The 17,452-nt window shown below is 65.9% G+C and carries 16 protein-coding genes and 4 tRNA genes; 6 read left to right on the forward strand and 14 right to left on the reverse strand.

Annotated elements, in window-relative coordinates:
• Positions 1-8: 8 nt before the first annotated feature.
• On the reverse strand, positions 9-1,436 hold the full coding sequence (leuC, locus tag ABKS89_RS21065) for a 3-isopropylmalate dehydratase large subunit (protein WP_348586947.1): 1,428 nt from the start codon (positions 1,434-1,436) through the stop codon (positions 9-11).
• 166 nt (positions 1,437-1,602) lie between these two features.
• On the opposite strand from leuC, the gene ABKS89_RS21070 reads away from it, so the two are divergent.
• Together ABKS89_RS21070 and ABKS89_RS21075 are read left to right on the forward strand one after the other, a co-directional pair.
• Positions 1,603-2,496, forward strand: a complete 894-nt coding sequence (locus ABKS89_RS21070) for a LysR family transcriptional regulator (RefSeq protein WP_138215015.1) — start codon at positions 1,603-1,605, stop codon at positions 2,494-2,496.
• Positions 2,497-2,608: 112 nt separating this feature from the next.
• On the forward strand, positions 2,609-5,485 hold the full coding sequence (locus tag ABKS89_RS21075; RefSeq protein ID WP_348586949.1) for a sensor domain-containing protein: 2,877 nt from the start codon (positions 2,609-2,611) through the stop codon (positions 5,483-5,485).
• Positions 5,486-5,491: 6 nt separating this feature from the next.
• Here the strand turns inward: ABKS89_RS21075 and ABKS89_RS21080 are convergent, their stop codons facing one another.
• Complete coding sequence (locus ABKS89_RS21080; protein ID WP_348586951.1) at positions 5,492-6,115, reverse strand: helix-turn-helix domain-containing protein; 624 nt, start codon at positions 6,113-6,115, stop codon at positions 5,492-5,494.
• A 111-nt stretch (positions 6,116-6,226) separates the two neighbouring features.
• On the opposite strand from ABKS89_RS21080, the gene ABKS89_RS21085 reads away from it, so the two are divergent.
• Genes ABKS89_RS21085 through ABKS89_RS21095 form a run of 3 tightly spaced genes read left to right on the forward strand, consistent with a single transcriptional unit; the run spans position 6,227 to position 8,860 of the window.
• A complete protein-coding gene (locus ABKS89_RS21085) occupies positions 6,227-7,339 on the forward strand; it encodes an NAD(P)/FAD-dependent oxidoreductase (RefSeq protein WP_348586953.1) in 1,113 nt (370 codons plus the stop codon).
• A 20-nt stretch (positions 7,340-7,359) separates the two neighbouring features.
• A complete protein-coding gene (locus tag ABKS89_RS21090) occupies positions 7,360-7,734 on the forward strand; it encodes a RidA family protein (RefSeq protein ID WP_184589263.1) in 375 nt (124 codons plus the stop codon).
• A gap of 58 nt (positions 7,735-7,792) precedes the next feature.
• A complete protein-coding gene (locus ABKS89_RS21095; protein WP_348586955.1) occupies positions 7,793-8,860 on the forward strand; it encodes a YkvI family membrane protein in 1,068 nt (355 codons plus the stop codon).
• 95 nt (positions 8,861-8,955) lie between these two features.
• Here ABKS89_RS21095 and ABKS89_RS21100 read toward each other — a convergent pair whose 3' ends face one another.
• Entirely contained in the window at positions 8,956-9,402 is a 447-nt protein-coding gene (locus ABKS89_RS21100; RefSeq protein WP_081519355.1) for an Hsp20 family protein, read from the reverse strand.
• 146 nt (positions 9,403-9,548) lie between these two features.
• On the opposite strand from ABKS89_RS21100, the gene ABKS89_RS21105 reads away from it, so the two are divergent.
• The gene (locus tag ABKS89_RS21105; RefSeq protein ID WP_348586957.1) at positions 9,549-10,295 is read left to right on the forward strand and encodes an SDR family oxidoreductase; all 747 of its coding nucleotides are present in this window, start codon (positions 9,549-9,551) and stop codon (positions 10,293-10,295) included.
• Positions 10,296-10,361: 66 nt separating this feature from the next.
• On the opposite strand, the gene ABKS89_RS21110 is transcribed toward ABKS89_RS21105, so the two are convergent.
• The 11 genes from ABKS89_RS21110 to ABKS89_RS21160 all read right to left on the reverse strand — a co-directional run bounded on the left by ABKS89_RS21110 (position 10,362) and on the right by ABKS89_RS21160 (position 17,435).
• A complete protein-coding gene (locus ABKS89_RS21110) occupies positions 10,362-11,321 on the reverse strand; it encodes a tRNA dihydrouridine synthase (protein WP_348586959.1) in 960 nt (319 codons plus the stop codon).
• A gap of 76 nt (positions 11,322-11,397) precedes the next feature.
• Positions 11,398-11,853: an acyl-CoA thioesterase gene (locus ABKS89_RS21115; protein WP_138215021.1), complete on the reverse strand. Its 456-nt coding sequence runs from the start codon at positions 11,851-11,853 to the stop codon at positions 11,398-11,400.
• Positions 11,850-12,500 carry a bifunctional 4-hydroxy-2-oxoglutarate aldolase/2-dehydro-3-deoxy-phosphogluconate aldolase gene (locus ABKS89_RS21120; protein WP_348586961.1) on the reverse strand — a complete coding sequence of 217 codons (651 nt, stop codon included), beginning with the start codon at positions 12,498-12,500 and terminating at the stop codon, positions 11,850-11,852. Before ABKS89_RS21120 ends, ABKS89_RS21115 begins: the two co-directional genes overlap by 4 nt.
• Before the next feature lie 167 nt (positions 12,501-12,667).
• Entirely contained in the window at positions 12,668-13,507 is an 840-nt protein-coding gene (locus ABKS89_RS21125) for an alpha/beta fold hydrolase (protein WP_348586963.1), read from the reverse strand.
• Between the two features lie 12 nt (positions 13,508-13,519).
• Positions 13,520-14,059, reverse strand: a complete 540-nt coding sequence (locus ABKS89_RS21130; protein ID WP_138215024.1) for a TetR/AcrR family transcriptional regulator — start codon at positions 14,057-14,059, stop codon at positions 13,520-13,522.
• A 169-nt stretch (positions 14,060-14,228) separates the two neighbouring features.
• A tRNA-Glu gene (locus tag ABKS89_RS21135) sits at positions 14,229-14,304 on the reverse strand.
• 58 nt (positions 14,305-14,362) lie between these two features.
• Positions 14,363-14,438: transfer RNA gene (locus tag ABKS89_RS21140), tRNA-Ala, on the reverse strand.
• Positions 14,439-14,482: 44 nt separating this feature from the next.
• A tRNA-Glu gene (locus ABKS89_RS21145) sits at positions 14,483-14,558 on the reverse strand.
• A gap of 53 nt (positions 14,559-14,611) precedes the next feature.
• Positions 14,612-14,687, reverse strand: a tRNA-Ala gene (locus ABKS89_RS21150).
• A gap of 281 nt (positions 14,688-14,968) precedes the next feature.
• The gene (gene gltX / locus ABKS89_RS21155; RefSeq protein ID WP_348586965.1) at positions 14,969-16,453 is read right to left on the reverse strand and encodes a glutamate--tRNA ligase; all 1,485 of its coding nucleotides are present in this window, start codon (positions 16,451-16,453) and stop codon (positions 14,969-14,971) included.
• A gap of 61 nt (positions 16,454-16,514) precedes the next feature.
• Positions 16,515-17,435, reverse strand: coding sequence for a LysR family transcriptional regulator (locus ABKS89_RS21160; protein ID WP_138215026.1), 921 nt, complete (start codon positions 17,433-17,435; stop codon positions 16,515-16,517).
• Between the last annotated feature and the right edge of the window lie 17 nt (positions 17,436-17,452).

Raw genomic sequence — 17,452 nt, forward strand, 5'->3', positions numbered from 1 at the left:
CGGTCTCCTCAGGCCTGCATCAATTCACGTACGTCGATGAAACGACCGGTCACGGCAGCCGCGGCAGCCATCGCCGGGCTCACCAGGTGGGTACGACCACCGGCGCCCTGACGGCCTTCGAAGTTGCGGTTGGAGGTGGAAGCGCAATGCTCACCACTCTCCAGGCGGTCCGGGTTCATCGCCAGGCACATGGAGCAGCCCGGTTCACGCCATTCGAAGCCAGCCTCGATGAAGATCTTGTCCAGGCCTTCCTGTTCGGCCTGGGCTTTCACCAGGCCCGAGCCCGGCACGACCAGCGCCTGCTTGACGGTGGCAGCGACCTTGCGGCCCTTGGCCACGGCGGCGGCGGCACGCAGGTCTTCGATGCGCGAGTTGGTGCAGGAGCCGATGAAGACGCGGTCCAGCTGGATGTCGGTGATCGCCTGGTTGGCGTTCAGGCCCATGTACTTCAGCGCACGGACGATGGAATCGCGCTTGACCGCATCGGCTTCGGCCGCCGGGTCCGGCACGTTCTGGTCCACCGCGAGGACCATCTCCGGGGAAGTCCCCCAGCTGACCTGCGGCTTGATGTCCTCGGCACGCAGCTCGACGATGGTGTCGAAGTGTGCATCGGCGTCGGAAACCAGGTCGCTCCAGGCTTCCACGGCCTTGGCCCAGTCACTGCCCTGCGGCGAGAACGGACGGCCCTTCACGTAGTCGACGGTCTTCTCGTCGCACGCCACCATGCCGACGCGAGCGCCCGCTTCGATGGACATGTTGCAGATGGTCATGCGGCCTTCCATGGACAGGTCGCGGATGGCGCTGCCGGCGAACTCCAGGGCATGGCCGTTGCCGCCCGCGGTGCCGATCTTGCCGATCACTGCGAGGACGATGTCCTTGGCGGTCACACCGAAGGGCAGCTTGCCCTCGACGCGGACCTGCATGTTCTTCATCTTCTTGGCGACCAGGCACTGGGTGGCGAGCACATGCTCCACCTCGGAGGTGCCAATGCCATGGGCCAGCGCACCGAAGGCGCCGTGGGTCGAGGTGTGCGAGTCACCGCAGACCACGGTCATGCCCGGCAGGGTCGCGCCCTGCTCCGGGCCGACCACGTGAACGATGCCCTGGCGGACGTCGTTCATCTTGAATTCGAGGATGCCGAAGTCATCGCAGTTCTCGTCCAGGGTCTGGACCTGGATGCGCGACACTTCGTCGGCGATGGCCGCGAGGCCGCCCTTGCGCTCGACCAGGGTGGTCGGCACGTTGTGGTCCGGGGTCGCGATGTTCGCGTCGATGCGCCACGGCTTGCGGCCGGCCAGGCGCAGACCTTCGAAGGCCTGCGGCGAGGTCACTTCGTGGAGGATGTGGCGATCGATGTAGATGAGCGACGAACCATCGTCACGGCGCTTCACCTCGTGCATTTCCCAGAGTTTGTCGTAGAGCGTCTTGCCGGCCATCAGAGAGTCCTCATCAGCGTCTTTCTATGCCCCTTGGGCTTGTGGGGATGATCCTATGGAAAGGCGCCGAATAACTCAAATTCATATTTTTCATCCGAAGGATTCCCACGAGGAATACGGTGCGTTATAAAAGTCGGGCGCCGCCTTCAGAGCGCAGGGAGTCGACATGGACCTGACCAGCCTCAACACCTTCCTCGCCATCGCCGAATCCGGCAGCTTCTCCGAGGCCGGCGAGCGCCTGCACCTGACCCAGCCGGCGGTGAGCAAGCGCATCGCCGCCCTGGAGAACCAGCTGGGAGTGCGACTGTTCGACCGCGTTGGCCGTGAGGTGACCCTCACCGAATCCGGCCGCGCCCTGCTGCCACGCGCCTACCAGATCCTCAGCGTGCTGGACGACACCCGCCGAGCTCTGACCAACCTGAATGGCGAAGTGAGCGGCCGGCTGGTCCTGGCCACCAGTCATCACATCGGCCTGCACCGCTTGCCGCCGCTGCTGCGCGCCTTCACCAAGGCCCACCCGCAGGTGGCGCTGGATATCCAGTTCTGCGACTCGGAAGTAGCCTACGAAGAAATTCTCCATGGCCGCGCCGAACTGGCCGTGATCACCCTCGCCCCGGAAACCGCCGAACCCGTGCGCGCCGTGCCGGTGTGGGACGACCCGCTGGACTTCGTCGCCGCGCCCGAGCACCCGCTGTCGGTGCAAGGCACGGTATTCCTCGCCGACGTGGCGCGGCACCCGGCGGTGTTCCCCGGCGGCAACACCTTCACCCACCACATCGTGCGGCGCATGTTCGAGGCCGAGGGCCTGACGCCGAACATCGGCATGAGCACCAACTACATGGAGACCATCAAGATGATGGTCTCCATCGGCCTGGCCTGGAGCGTCCTGCCACGCACCATGCTTGATGACAGCGTTGTCCGCCTGCCGTTGCAGGACATCCAGCTCAGCCGCCAGCTGGGCTACATCCTGCATACCGAGCGCACGCTGTCCAACGCCGCGCGGGCCTTCATGCGCCTGCTCGACGCCCAGGCGGGCGGGCTTGCGCCTGTCGCGGCCTAACCTCTATTGTTCTGACAGAACTAGAAGAAGGGGCCCGAATGCCCGTCCGCACATCAGTTCGCGTTAGCCGGCCCCACTTGGCCGGCGCCGCCAGACACAGGGGGAGCGCCGCATGAGCCGCGATCCGCACACGCCCCCGCACGCCTCCGACGGACAGGACAAGTTCGCCAAAGCCTTTCATACCGCTCCCGACGCCATGGTCATCACCGACCGGGACAGCGGAAAATTCCTTGAGCTCAATGCCAGTTTCGTCGACCACTTCGGCTGGAGCCGCGAAGAAGCCCTCGGCCGCACTTCCGTGCAACTTGGCCTCTGGCACAGCCTCGAAGAACGTCAGCGGATGCTCGACAAGATCACCGCCGAGCGGCAGATCGACGGGTTCGACGTCACCCTCATCACCCGTACCGGCGAAGTCCGCAGCGCCCGCGTCTATGGCTGTCAGATCGAACAGGACGGCCGCCCCTGCCTGGTCCTGACCGTCCGCGACATCACCCGCATGCGCGCCCAGGAACGCGCCCTGCGCGACAGCCAGGAGCGCCTGGACCTGGCGCTGGATTCTGCGCAACTGGGTATCTGGGACTGGCACATCCCCAGCGGCCTGCTCTACGGCTCGGCCCGCGCCGCCGTGCTGCACGAATTGCCTGACCGGGATTTCCACGGGCCCTTCGGCGAATTCTTCGCCTGCGTCGACAAGACCGACCGCCAGCGCATGCGCCAGGCCTACGCCCGGCTCGCCCGCGGGCCGGAGAACGACTACCAGTTCACCTACCGCGCCCAGCTCGACTCGGGCGAGGTGCGCTACCTGGAAAGCCGCGCGCGCCTGTACCGCGACACCCACGGCAAACCGCTGCGCATGGCCGGCACCCTGCTCGACATCACCGAGCGCGTGCTGCGCGAACGCAGCCTGGAGGCCTCGGAGGAGAAGTTCGCCAGCCTGTTCCAGGGCAGCCCGGACCCGATCTGCGTATCGCGCGTGCGCGACGGCGAGTTCGTCGAAGTGAACCCGAGCTTCTGCAGCACCTTCGGCTGGCTCGCCGAGGACATCATCGGCCGCTCGTCCCACCAGATCACCTTCTGGGCCGACCACCACCAACGCTCGCGGTTGTTCGAGCAACTGATGCGCGACCATTCGCTGCAGAACATCGAGGTGCAGTTCCTCACCCGCGAGGGCCAGAGCCTTACCTGCATGGTCGCCAGCCGGCTGATCTGGGTCGACCGCCAGCTGTGCATTCTCTCCAGCTTCCGCGACGTCACCCGCCGGCTGCAGGCCGAGGCCGCGCTCAAGGCCAGCCAGGAGAAATTCGCCAAGGCGTTCCACTCCAGCCCCGACGCCATCACCATCACCGAGCGCGAGACCGGCCGCTACATCGAGGTCAACGAAGGCTTCAACCGCCTCACCGGCTACCCGCCGGACGAAGTTCTGGGGCAGACCTCGCTGGGCATGAATATCTGGGCCGATCCGGACGAGCGCCTGAACATGATCGCCGCGCTGAACCGCGACGGCTTCGTCCACCACCTGGAAATGCGCGGCCGCCACCGTGACGGCACGATCAAGACAGTGGACGTGTCGGTGGAGCCGATCGAGCTGGGCGGCGTGGACTGCCTGCTGCTCACCGCCCGCGACACCAGCGAGCTGCGCGAGGCCGAGGCGCGCATCCAGCACCTGGCCTACCACGACGCCCTGACCGACCTGCCCAACCGCGCCCTGCTGATGGACCGCCTCAAGCAGCAGATTGCCCTGCTGCAACGTCACAGCCTGCGCGGCGCCCTGCTGTTCCTCGACCTCGACCACTTCAAGCACATCAACGACTCGCTCGGCCACTCCGTCGGCGACTCCATCCTGCAGATGGTCACCGCGCGGCTGGAAGCCAGCGTGCGCCAGGAAGACACCGTCGCGCGCCTGGGCGGCGACGAGTTCGTGGTGCTGCTGACCGGCATCGAGGGCAGCCGCCTGGAAACCGCCCAGCAGGTACGCCAGCTGGCGGAAAAACTCCGCGACCTGCTGGCCGAACCCATGCTGCTGGACGGCCACCGCCTGCAGATCACCCCGAGCATCGGCATCGCGCTGATCCCCGACGACGGCGCGACCCCGGACGACCTGCTCAAGCGCGCCGACATCGCCATGTACCGCGCCAAGGATGCCGGGCGGAACACCGTGCAGCTGTTCCATGAATCCATGCAGCAGGCAGCCAGCGAGCGCCTGCGCCTGGAGAACGGCCTGCGCATGGCCCTCGCCCGCCGCGAGTTCAACCTGCACTACCAGCCCCAGGTGGACGCCCGCGATTCGCGCATCGTCGGCGCCGAAGCACTGCTGCGCTGGCGCCACCCGACTCGCGGGCCGCAATCGCCGGCCAGCTTCATTCGCGTGCTGGAGGACAGCGGGCTGATCGTCGAAGTCGGCCAGTGGGTACTCGAGGAAGCCTGCCGCACCGGCGCCCGGCTGCTCGCAGAAGGCCGCATCGACATCGAGAATTTCAGCCTGAGCGTGAACATCAGCCCCCGGCAGTTCCGCCAGAGCGACTTCGTCGAGCGCCTGCTCGCCCTGCTGCACAAGACCCGGCTGCCGCCGAGCCTGCTGAAGCTGGAGATCACCGAGGGCATCGTGATCCAGCAACTGGACGACACCATCGCGCGGATGGAGCGCCTGCGCGAGGCCGGCGTGCAGTTCGCCATGGACGACTTCGGCACCGGCTACTCGTCGCTGACCTACCTCAAGCGCCTGCCGGTGGACAGCCTGAAGATCGACCAGAGCTTCGTGCGCGACGCACCCAACGACAGCAACGACGCCGAGATCGTCCGCGCCATCATCGCCATGGGGCACAGCCTCGGGCTGGAGCTGGTGGCCGAAGGGGTGGAAACCCCGGAGCAGCTGGCGCTGCTGGCGGAACAGGGTTGCCACCTGTACCAGGGCTACCTGTTCGGCCGTCCGGTGCCGCTGGAGGACTTCATCGCCCTGCTGCCCCACAACGACACCCAGCAGGCAACCTGAGGCCCGCTATTGTGCGGGCCGCAACTCCGACATCACCACCATCACCTGCGCCTCGTCAGCCTCGCCGTCGTTGAGGTAGAGGTGGCCGACACTACTGTCGAAATAGGCCGTCTCGCGCGTCCCTATGCTCACCGACTCGCCCGTCTCGAACTGGATGCGCACACGGCCGGCCACCACCATGGCGAACTCCTGGCCGGGGTGGCGGACGTAATCGTCGAACTCGCCAACTTCGCGGGCGAAGATGCGCGCGTACAGCGGCGTCATGCTGCGCTGTGGGAAATCGCCGGCGATGGGGTAGTACTCGTAGCCGCCGGTGTCGTAGCCGGCGGCGTCATCGATATCGGTCTTCACGAAAGTTTTCAGTCCCATCAGCCCGCCGACGGACGGCGACGGACGGAACAGCTGGGCGATATCCACCTGCAACGCACGGGCGGCGGCGGCCAGCTTGTCGTAGCTCACCGCGACCTGCGCCAGCTCCATCTTCGACAGGGTGGAAACCGCCACGCCAGACAGGTCGGAGAGCTGTTTCAGGGTCAGTTTCTGCTGCTTGCGAACCGCCCGCAGGCGCGCACCGACTTCGTCTCGATCCAGTTGCTGGGGCTTGGGTAGTGCCTGGGCGGTTTCGCTCATGGGACATCTCGTGAGGGGGCCGACGAAAGTTTACCGGGCCTTGCCTTGGGTGCAAAAATTCTCATATCTTAGATTTCTCACATACGAGAAAATCTGCAGAAGGCCCATGCAGTGATCCCATTCGATTTCGTCATCATCGGTGCCGGCATTGCCGGCGCCTCCCTCGCCTACCGCCTGAGCGAGACCCACAAGGTGCTGGTGCTGGAGCGCGAAGAGCAGCCCGGCTACCACTCCACCGGACGTTCCGCCGCCATGTTCATGGAGGCCTACGGCACGCCGCAGATTCAGGCGCTGACCCGCGCCAGCCGGGCCTTCTACGAAAATCCGCCGGCCGGCTTCAGCGAACACCCGATCCTCACCCCGCGCGGCTGCCTGTACGTCGGCGGCCCGGAGCACGTCGAGCTGCTCAAGCAGGCCGAAACCACGCCCGGCGTCGAGCGCATCAGTACCGAACAGGCGCTGGAATTCCTCCCCGTCCTGCGTGCCGACGCCATCATCGGCGCGCTCTACGAGCCGGACGCCCGCGACCTCGACGTGCATGCCCTGCACCAGGGCTACCTGCGCGCGCTGCGCCAGCGCGGCGGCGAGCTGCGCTGCAAGCAGGAGCTGCAGTCGGCTGACTATGCGGAAGGCGTGTGGACGCTCGAACTCAGCCAGGGCGAAACCGTCCAGGCCGCACAACTGGTCAATGCCGCCGGCGCCTGGGCCGATCACGTGGCCGAGCGCTGCGGCATCCGCCCGGTCGGCCTGCAACCCTGCCGCCGCACCGCCTTCACCTTCCCGGTGCCCGACGGCATGGACATCAGCCGCTGGCCGACGGTGATCGGCATCGACGAAAGCTTCTACTTCAAGCCGGACGCCGGCCAGTTGCTCGGCTCGCCCGCCAACGCCGACCCGGTCGAGGCGCAGGACGTGCAGCCCGAGGAGCTCGACATCGCCCTCGGCGTTTACCACATCGAAGAACACACCACCCTGGCGATCCGCCGGCCGAACCACAGCTGGGCCGGCCTGCGTTCCTTCGTCGCCGACGGCGACCTGGTGATCGGCCAGGACGCGCAGAACCCGGCGTTCTTCTGGCTGGCCGCCCAGGGCGGCTACGGCATCCAGTCCGCCGACGGCGTGTCGCGCCTGGCCCAGTCGCTGCTGCTCGGCCAGCCGCTGCCCGAATCCCTGCGCCAGGAAGGCGTCGATCCCCAGCGCCTGAGCCCGGCGCGCCTGCGTTGAATTTCCCCGGAGACCTTAGAATGAGCGATATCCAGCGTTACCCCAGCACCCTGCCCTTCCCCTTCTCCCGCGCCGTGAAGGCCGGCGGCTTCCTGTTCCTGTCCGGGCAGATCCCGATGACCGCGGACGGCCAGGTGGTGAAAGGCGACATCCAGACCCAGACCGAAGCGGTGATGACCCGCATCGCCGAGAGCCTGGAAGCCTGCGGCGCCAACTACTCGCAGGTGGTGAAGGCCACCGTGTGGCTGTCCGACATGGCGCACTTCGCCGGCTTCAACGAGGTGTACAAGCGCTACTTCGAACAGGGCCTGCCGGTGCGCTCCTGCGTGGCTTCGGCACTGGCGCTGGGCGTGGACGTCGAGGTGGAAGTCCAGGCCTACGTCGGCCAGGCGTGACCCTTTCCGGCCCCGCCGCGAGCGGGGCCGCTCTCATAACAACAACAGAGTCTCGATCATGAAAACCAGTCTCAAGCTCGGCGGTGCCTACATCGGCCTGGTGGTGGGCGTCGGCTTCGCCTCGGGCCAGGAGATCCTCCAGTTCTTCGGTGGCTTCGGCATCATGGGCCTGGCCGGCGCGCTGGTGGCGCTGGCGCTGTTCGCCTTCCTGCTGATGAATCTCTACCAGATCGGCAGCCGCCTGCAGACCCAGTCGCACAAGGAAGCCATGGAGTACATCTGTGGCAAGCCGCTGGGCCGCGTCGTCGACCTGATGCTGACCTTCTTCCTGTTCGGCACCATGGTGGTGATGTTCGCCGGCGCCAACTCCTCCTTCGAGCAGCAACTGGGCATCGGCCACTCCATCGGCGGCATCGTCCTCGGCGTGCTGACCATCATCACCGTGTGCCTGGGCCTGAAGCGGGTGATCACCCTGATGAGCCTGATAACCCCGGTGCTGATGGTCATCGTGGCGATCATCGCCGTCTACGCGCTGACGCATATCCAGAAGCCGCTGGCGGAGCTGGAGCAGATCGCCCTGGCGGTGCCGCACCCGGCGCCCAACTGGTTGCTCGGTGCACTGCTTTACGTCTCCTACAACGTCGCCGCCACCGCAGCGGCCGTGGTGGTGATGGGCGGCAGCGTGGCGAACCTGCGCACCGCCGCAATGGGCGGCGTGTTCGGCGGCATCGGCGTGGGCATGCTGATCCTCGCCATGGCCCTGGTGATGCTGGTGCAGATCGACGTGATCGGCGGCAGCGCCATCCCCACCCTGCTGCTGAGCAACAACATCGCGCCCTGGTTCGGCGACGTGATGCTGGCCCTGCTGCTGGTGAAGCTGTACTGCACCACCAGTGGCTTCGCCTACACCCTGGCCGCGCGCTGCGTTGCCTACGGCGTACCCTTCCGCGTGGCGACCGTAGTCGCGGTGGTGCTTGCCTTCATCGCCAGCCAGGTCGGCTTCGTCAAGCTGGTGGGCCTGGTCTATCCGGCCATGGGTTACCTGGGCTTCGTGCTGATGGCGGCCATCGTCGTCGCCTGGTGGCGCAACCGCTCGGCGCCGCTGCCGGACCAGCAGAAGGCCTGATCGGCCGCTGATCGAGGCACCAACGAAAACGCCCGTCTCCTGCGAGACGGGCGTTTTGCTTTGCGGCTACGGCCCGGCTGATGCCGGGCTGCCACTTAGCCTTCGATGGCCGGGTTCTGGCCGTTGATGGCGATCCGCTTGGGCTTGGCTTCTTCCGGAACGATGCGCACCAGCTCGACGCTGAGCAGGCCGTTCTTCAGCGATGCGCCCTGGACCTCGATATGGTCGGCGAGGCGGAACGACAGCTTGAAGGCGCGCTGGGCGATGCCCTGGTGCAGGTAGGTGACACTCTCGGAAGCCTTTTCGCGCTTGCCGCCGTTGACGGTCAGCACACCGCGCTCCACCTGCAGCTCCAGGTCTTCCTCCTGCAGGCCAGCGGCGGCGATGACGATGCGGTACTGGTCGTCACCATGCTTCTCGACGTTGTAGGGCGGGTAGGAACTGCCGCCTTCACTGCGCAGGGCGGATTCGAACAGATCGTTGAAGCGATCGAAGCCGACGGACTGGCGGAACAGCGGGGCGAGGGAAAGGACGTTGCTCATGCGAATCTCCTGAAATTTTCAGCAAGGTATGATCTGGAGCCTGACATCAGAACTCCGGTGCGGGACCCGTCTTCGGCCTCCCGCAGGAACATAGATTGGGCTGCTCGAATTCATTTCAAGCCCCCTTCGCAACAGGACGAGATTCCATGGACAAGGTCATGCTGATCACCGGCGCCAGTCGCGGCATCGGCGCCGCCACTGCACTACTGGCCGCCGAGCGCGGCTTCGCCGTGGCGATCAACTACCGCCGCGAGCAGGAAGCGGCGCAGGCGCTGGTCGCGCAGATCACGGTAGCGGGCGGCACGGCACGCGCCTTCGCCGCCGACGTGGCAAACGAGGACGACGTGCTGCGGCTGTTCTGCGAAGTGGACGAAGCCTTCGGCCGCCTCGACGTGCTGGTGAACAACGCCGGCATCCTGGAGCGCCAGATGCGCCTGGAAGACATGGATGTGGCGCGCCTGCAGCGGGTGTTCGCGGTAAACGTCACCGGCACCTTCCTCTGCTGCCGCGAGGCGGTGAAGCGCATGGCGCACAAGCATGGCGGCAAAGGCGGAAGCATCGTCAACGTCTCGTCCATGGCCTCGCGCCTGGGTTCGCCCAACGAGTACATCGACTACGCCGCTGCCAAGGGCGCGGTAGACAGCCTGACCATTGGCCTGGCCAAGGAAGTGGCGACGGAAGGCATCCGCGTGAACGCCGTGCGGCCGGGGCTGATCCGCACCGAAATCCACGCCAGCGGCGGCGAGCCAGGGCGCGTGGAGCGTCTGCAGTCGGCGATTCCCCTGGGTCGGGGCGGTGAGGCGGAAGAAGTGGCGCGGGCGATCCTGTTCCTCGCCTCGGACGAGTCCAGCTACAGCACCGGCGGTTTCGTCGATGTCAGCGGCGGCCGATAACCTGTAAGAGCGCGCCGTGCGCGCGATCGCGGGCATGGCGCGCTCTTACAGGTGACTGCCGTTGCGTCAGGCGGCGGCTTCGATCTCGACCTGCAGCATCCGGTCGAGCACTTCGCAGTCGTGCTCGCGGCGCACCTGGGCGAACAGCTCCACAGCTTCGGGATAACTGCGGGTAAGCATCCCCAGCCACTGCTTCAGTCGCCCCGGCGCATAACGCGGCGCCAGCTTGCGCCGGGCCTGGCGCCAGAAGTCGTCGAGCAGCACACGCACTTCCGCCCAGGGCATCGGCACCACTTCGCGGCCATCGCGCCAGGCGGCGATCTGCCGGGCGAGGTCCGGGCGGGAAACCAGCCCGCGGCCGAGCATGATGTCCGCCACTCCGCTAATGGAGCGGCAGCGGTGGTAATCCTCCAGCGTCCAGACTTCGCCGTTGGCGAACACCGGCACCTTCACCGCGTCCGCCACTTTCGCCACCCACTCCCAATGGGCCGGCGGCTTGTAGCCGTCAGCCTTGGTCCGCGCGTGCACCACCACATGGGCGGAACCGGCGTCGGCCAGGGCGCGAGCGCAGTCTATGGCGCCGTCCGGGCTGTCGTAGCCCAGGCGCATCTTCGAGGTCACCGGAATGTGTGCAGGCACCGCACGGCGCACCGCCTCGATGATGCTGAACATCAGCTCCGGTTCCTTCAGCAGCACTGCGCCGCCACGGGAGCGGTTCACCGTCTTGGCCGGGCAGCCGAAGTTCAGGTCGATCACCGGAGCGCCCAGCTCGCAGGCCTGTACGGCGTTCTCCGCCAGCAGCTGCGGGTCGGAACCGAGCAGCTGCACGCGCATCGGTACGCCGGCGCGGGTACGGCTGCCGTGTGCCAGTTCCGGGGCGAGCGCCAGGAACGACGACGGCGGCAACAGCCGGTCGTTGATGCGGATGAATTCGGTGACGCACCAGTCGATGCCGCCGACGCGGGTCAGCACATCGCGGAGGATGTCATCTACCAGCCCCTCCATCGGGGCCAGGGCGATCTGCACGGGGAAATCTCGGGCTATGGCGAAGGCCGCGGATTGTAGGGAATGCGCCTCGCCGGGAAAAGCGCGGCGCGACGGATCACGCGCCGGCGGCCACGGTTTCCGGGGAGAGCAGCGCGCGGCCGTAGCCTTCGATGAACTCCACCGGCATGCGCTTGGGCTTGCCGCTGGACAGCTCGATGCAGACGAAGGTGGTCTGCGCGCGCAGCAGGGTCAGGGCATCTGCCGGACGCACCAGCTGGAAGTGGCGGGTCATTTTCAGGCGCTGGTCGGACTGGACGATCCAGGTCGCCAGTTGCAGCTGCTCGCCTTCATAGGCGGCGGCCAGGTAGTCCACTTCATGGCGCACCACAGCCATGGCGCGATCCAGCCGGCGGTACTCGGCCAGGTCCAGCCCCAGGCTCTGGGAGTGACGCCAGGCGCAGCGTTCCAGCCAACTGACGTAGACCGCATTGTTGGCGTGGCCGAGGCCGTCGATATCCTCGGATTTGACCTCGATGTCGATGACGAACGGGTCGGGCAACTGCCAACTCATGAAGCGTGCTCCAGGCTTGCGGCCAGCGCGATCGCTTCGGCGGCCAGTTGGGTGATCTGGTCCCAGGCGCGGGCGCGGACCAGGCTGGGCGGCGCGATCCAGGTGCCGCCGACGCAGGCGACATTGGGCAGGCGCAGGACGTTGAGCAGGTTTTCCTGGGTGATGCCGCCGGTCGGGCAGAAGCGGATACCGGCGAAAGGCGCCTTCAGGCTCTTGAGCATCTTGATCGCGGCATTGCCGTCGGCCGGGAACAGCTTCAGCGAGCGGTAGCCGTACTCCAGCGCCACCAGCACTTCGGAAGGCGTCATCACGCCCGGCAGGAACGGCAGCTTGGCATCGTCGGCGGCGGCCACCAGGCGCGGCGTGCAGCCGGGGCTGACGGCGAACTGCGCACCGGCGTCGCGAGCTTCCTGGAACTGCTCGGTGTGGATCAGCGTACCGGCGCCGACGATCATGTCCGGCAGCTCGCGGCGGATCTCGGCCACCGCTTCCAGCGCCTGCGGCGTGCGCAGGGTCACTTCCAGCACCCGCACACCACCGTCGGACAGCGCGCGAGCCAGGTCTCCCGCCAGCGCCACGTCATCGATCACCAATACCGGCATGACCGGGCGCGCCTTCTGCAGCACCCAATCCAGCGACAGATTCATGCATTCCCCCAATCGGCCACCCGCGTGCGCAAGACCTCGCGCCCAGGCCGGGGCGGCCGGAAATGCCCGAAAGTCTACGCCAGCGCGCCGGGCCTGACGACCCGCAACGGGCCAGCATGCAACGAAAACGGCGGACTTTAGCCGCCGTTATCAGCCTGGTGAATGGCTCAGGAAGCCAGCGCCAGGGCTAGCGGCAACTCGGCCTCTTCCAGCAGCTCCAGAATGGCTTCGGTGACCACTGCATCCGCCAGCACGCGGTGATGCCCGCCCTCCTTCAGGCGCAGCAGGCGACTACGCGGCCACGCCTCGTGGATGGCCGTGGCCTCGCCGACTCGCACGTACCTGTCGTCCTCGGCATGCACCACCAGGCCGGGGAAGTCCAGCTCATAACGCGCGACGTCCAGCTGCTTGGCCGCGATACCCGCGCGCGCTTCGATCATGCGGATAAAGCGCGAGCGTGCCAGCGGCGGCAGGCCGACCATCCTGGAGAAGCCGCGCAGAACGCCCAGCACACTGCTCGGCGCACCAATGGTCACCAGCGTTTCGGTGCGCAGGCCCATCTGGGTCGCCAGCAGTGCGCTGGCGCCGCCCATGGAATGACCGATCACGGCACGCAGCGGCGGCAACTCGCCGGCCGCTTCCAGCAGGGCGCGGGCGAACAGCACGATGTCCGCTTCGTGGCCGGGCGAGCGGCCGTGACCCGGCCCGTCGAGGGCGATCACGCCGTAACCGGCGCCCACCAGCTTCTCGATCAGTGTTGAGAACTGGGTAGGCCGCCCTTCCCAGCCATGCATCAGCAGCACGGCCGGCCCTTCACCCCAGCGCAAGGCAGACAGCCCGAAGCGCAGGGTGACGCGCTCGGAACTGGCCAGCAGCGGCAGTTCCCAGTCACGCGGGGCATATTCATTGGGCGTCACGAAGAGCTGACGCATGCGCTGCGCCGCCCATTTCGGCGCGACGCGGCCCAGGGTGGCATTGATTCCTCGAACCCAGCTCAGACTGTTCATTGCCGTACCTCCTCAGATCACCGCTTTTTTCGCGGCACGCAGGACACGATCGGACAGGTCGCCGGTGCCCAGGGCACGAGCCAGCGCCAATCCGCCAATCATCAGGGCCATGTCGCTGAGCACGGTGTCGATTTCCTCGGGGCGGCCGGCCAGCGCCGCGACCATCAACTCCACGTGCTCTTCCAGAGTCTGGCGGAAAGCTTCCGGCAGATCGGCGATCTCGTTCAGTGAACTGGGGATCGGGCAGCCCTCCTCCTCGGTATCGCGGTGCTTGCGCGACAGGTAGTACTGCGCCGTCAGCGCGCGGCGCTCGGCGAAGCTCAATTGCGGGTCGAAGCGCTTGAGCCCTTCGCGGCGCTTGGCGAGCAACTCGCGGAAGGCCTCCAGCATCAGCGCGTCCTTGCTCTCGAAGTGCGAGTAGAAGCCGCCCACCGTCAGCCCCGCCGCCGACATCACTTCGCCCACGCTGGGGCCGACCGGCCCACGCTGCAGCAATGCGCTGGTGGCGGCGGACAGGATGCGTTCGCGGGTCTGGGCTTTCTTGTCGCTCATGGCTGACTGCTCGCTCGGGCAAATATTATGGAGAGAATATTATTCTCGTAATAAAAATCGGCAAGCGAAAAGCGCGACCACTGGTCGGAGGGAAATTTTCTGGAGGGAGAAAAACAAAAGGGCCACTGAAAGTCTCAGTGGCCCTATAGGCATCGCAGAGCGATAAAAATGGCGTCCCCTAGGGGACTCGAACCCCTGTTACCGCCGTGAAAGGGCGGTGTCCTAGGCCACTAGACGAAGGGGACATATCCTTCGAAGAAACCCACCAGGCGGTGGATTCTGGCTTCATCCCATATGGGAATTTGGTGGAGCTAGACGGGATCGAACCGTCGACCTCTTGCATGCCATGCAAGCGCTCTCCCAGCTGAGCTATAGCCCCAGATGACTCTGGCTGACGACGCGAACGCATCGTCGCTGGATAAGTGGCGTCCCCTAGGGGACTCGAACCCCTGTTACCGCCGTGAAAGGGCGGTGTCCTAGGCCACTAGACGAAGGGGACGCAAAACCTTCGATTTCAGCCTTGCCCGGACCAGGCAAGACCTACTGGTAATTTGGTGGAGCTAGACGGGATCGAACCGTCGACCTCTTGCATGCCATGCAAGCGCTCTCCCAGCTGAGCTATAGCCCCAAAGTACCGCTGGATCTATCGTTCCGTTCCGCCCTGTCAGTTCAGTTCGTCGCTGGAACGGGGCGCATCTTAGGGGTGAGGCGAACCCCTGTCAACAACATTTTTTCAGATTTCTTATTTTTTTCTCCCAAAGAACAATCACTTATGTGACCGCCCCGGTTTCCGCCCGGCGAAATCCGCGGCTCGCCTGCCCTCTTCCGGCTCGCCCGCAACCACCAGCGCCAGCATGAAAAAGGCCGGACGCTTCGCAGCGCCCGGCCTTTTTCAGTGTAGGAAAGAACTCAGGAGCCGATGGCGTCGCGAATCTTTTCCCACTCCTTGGCTTCTTTCTTCGACGCACCGCCCAACAGTTCCAGGGCCTGGCGCAAGCGATAGCGCGACAGATCGGCGCCGAGGATCTCCATGGCGTCGAGCACCGACACCGAACTGGCCTGGCCGGTGATGGCCGGGAACATCAGCGGCATCACGTCACGCAGCTTGAGGCCGAGGTGCTCGGCCACGGCCTGGATGGTCGCGGTAATGCGGTCCTTTTCCCACTGGCGCAGCGCTTCGAGCTTCCACAGCACCAGTTGCAGGACCTGGCGAACCTGGGTGGCGTCGAGCTTCTTGTGCTCGAACAGCTTGGCGTCCAGTTGCACGCCACCGCTGAAGAAGAAGCCGGCCAGCGGGGCGATCTGGCTGAAGTTCTCCACGCGGCCTTGTACGTGCGGGGCGATCTTCATCAGGTACTCGGGGTTGAGCGCCCACTTCTGCACTTCCTTGGCGAAGTCCTCCACCGACAGCTCGCGAATCCACTGGCCGTTCAGCCAGGAGAGCTTCTCGACGTCGAAGATCGGGCCGCCCAGCGACACGCGGGACAGGTCGAAGTACTCGATCATCTCCGCAAGGCTGAACTTCTCGCGCTCGTCGGGCATGGACCAGCCCATGCGGCCGAGGTAGTTCAGCAGCGCCTGGGGCAGCAGGCCCATGCGCTCGTAGAAGGTGATCGAGGTGGGGTTCTTGCGCTTGGACAGCTTGCTCTTGTCCGGGTTGCGCAGCAGCGGCATGTAGCAGAGCACCGGCTGCTCCCAGCCGAAGTACTCGTACAGCTTGATCAGCTTGGGCGCCGACGGCAGCCATTCTTCACCGCGCAGGACGTGGGTGATACCCATCAGATGGTCGTCGACCACGTTGGCGAGGAAGTAGGTGGGCAGGCCGTCGGCCTTCATCAGCACCTGCATGTCCATACGGTCCCACGGGATTTCCACGTCGCCACGGAGCATGTCCGGTACCACGCAGACGCCCTCGGTCGGCACCTTCATGCGCACCACGTGGGATTCGCCGGCGGCGATGCGCTTGGCCGACTCCTCTTTCGCAAGGTGCATGCAGTGGCCGTCGTAGCGCGGAGTTTCCTTGCGCGCCTGCTGTTCGGCGCGCAGCGCGTCGAGGCGCTCGGAGGAGCAGAAGCAGGGGAAGGCGTGGCCTTTCTCGACCAGTTCGTCGCTGTACTGCTTATAGATAGCGCCACGTTCGCTCTGCCGGTACGGGCCGTGCGGGCCGCCGACGTCCGGGCCCTCGTCCCACTCGATACCCAGCCAGCGCAGCGCGTCGAAGATCTGCTGTTCCGATTCGCGGGTCGAGCGCACCTGGTCGGTGTCCTCGATGCGCAGAATGAACTGACCGCCGTGCTGGCGGGCGAAGCAGAGGTTGAACAGCGCGATATACGCGGTGCCGACGTGCGGGTCGCCGGTGGGAGACGGCGCGATACGGGTGCGGACTGTGGTCATGAAGGCTCTCGTGTGCAGCAATTCTTCGTGTGAGGCGGACAGCGCGCGACGGCGCGCGCGCTCATGGGTGCGATGGTATCAGGCGGGCCACCTTCGGCTCCAGCCAGCGACCGGGATCAAGGGGCAGGTTATTGATCATGAAATCGAGGAAAGCCTTAACCTTCATCGCCTGGAAGCGCCGCGACGGGTACACGGCGTACAGCTCGCCCACCGGCAGCTGGACCTGCGGCAGCACGCGCACCAGACTTCCGCTGGCCAACTGTTCGTCGACGATCAGCTCCGGCAGCGAGGCGATCCCCACTCCGGCCAGCACGGCTTCGCGGGCGAAAGTGATGTTGTTGCACGACAGCACCCGGTGGCACGGCACGGTTTCTCCGCGCAGCGGCCAGTAGCGCTGGGAATCGGCCTGCAGCAGCACGGCGCGGTGGCCGGCCAGTTCCTCGACGGTTTCCGGGCGGCCATGCAGCTCCAGGTACTCCGGGCTGGCACACAGGCAGCGGCTGGTGGTCAGCATGCGCCGGGCGATGAGGGTCGAGTCCTCTGGCTGGCCGACCATGATGACGATGTCCACGCCCTCCTCCAGCGGATCGACGGTGCGCGAGGTCAGTTCGACCTCAGCGGTGATCTGTGGATAAAGGTTCATGAAGTCGCCCACTACCTTGGCCAGGTACATCTGGCCGAACTCGATGGGCGCGCTGATCCGCAACAATCCCGAAGGCGCCTGCTGCAACTGCATCACCGCCTGCTCCGCCTCGGCGAAGTCGTGCATGATCTGCCGACAGCGGTCGTAGTAGGCCTGGCCCACTTCGGTGAGACGCAGCTTGCGCGTGGTGCGGTTGATCAGGCGCACGCCCAGGCGCTCTTCGAGCAGCGCGATACGCCGGCTCACCGTGGATTTCTGCATCCCCAGGCTCTGCGCCGCCTGGGTGAAGCTGTGCAGTTCCACGACGCGAGTGAAGATCAGCGCATCATCCAGCCCCATGATTGTTCCCTATAAGC

The sequence above is a fragment of the Pseudomonas sp. LABIM340 genome, assembly GCF_040017195.2.
Taxonomy (GTDB): Bacteria; Pseudomonadota; Gammaproteobacteria; order Pseudomonadales; family Pseudomonadaceae; genus Pseudomonas.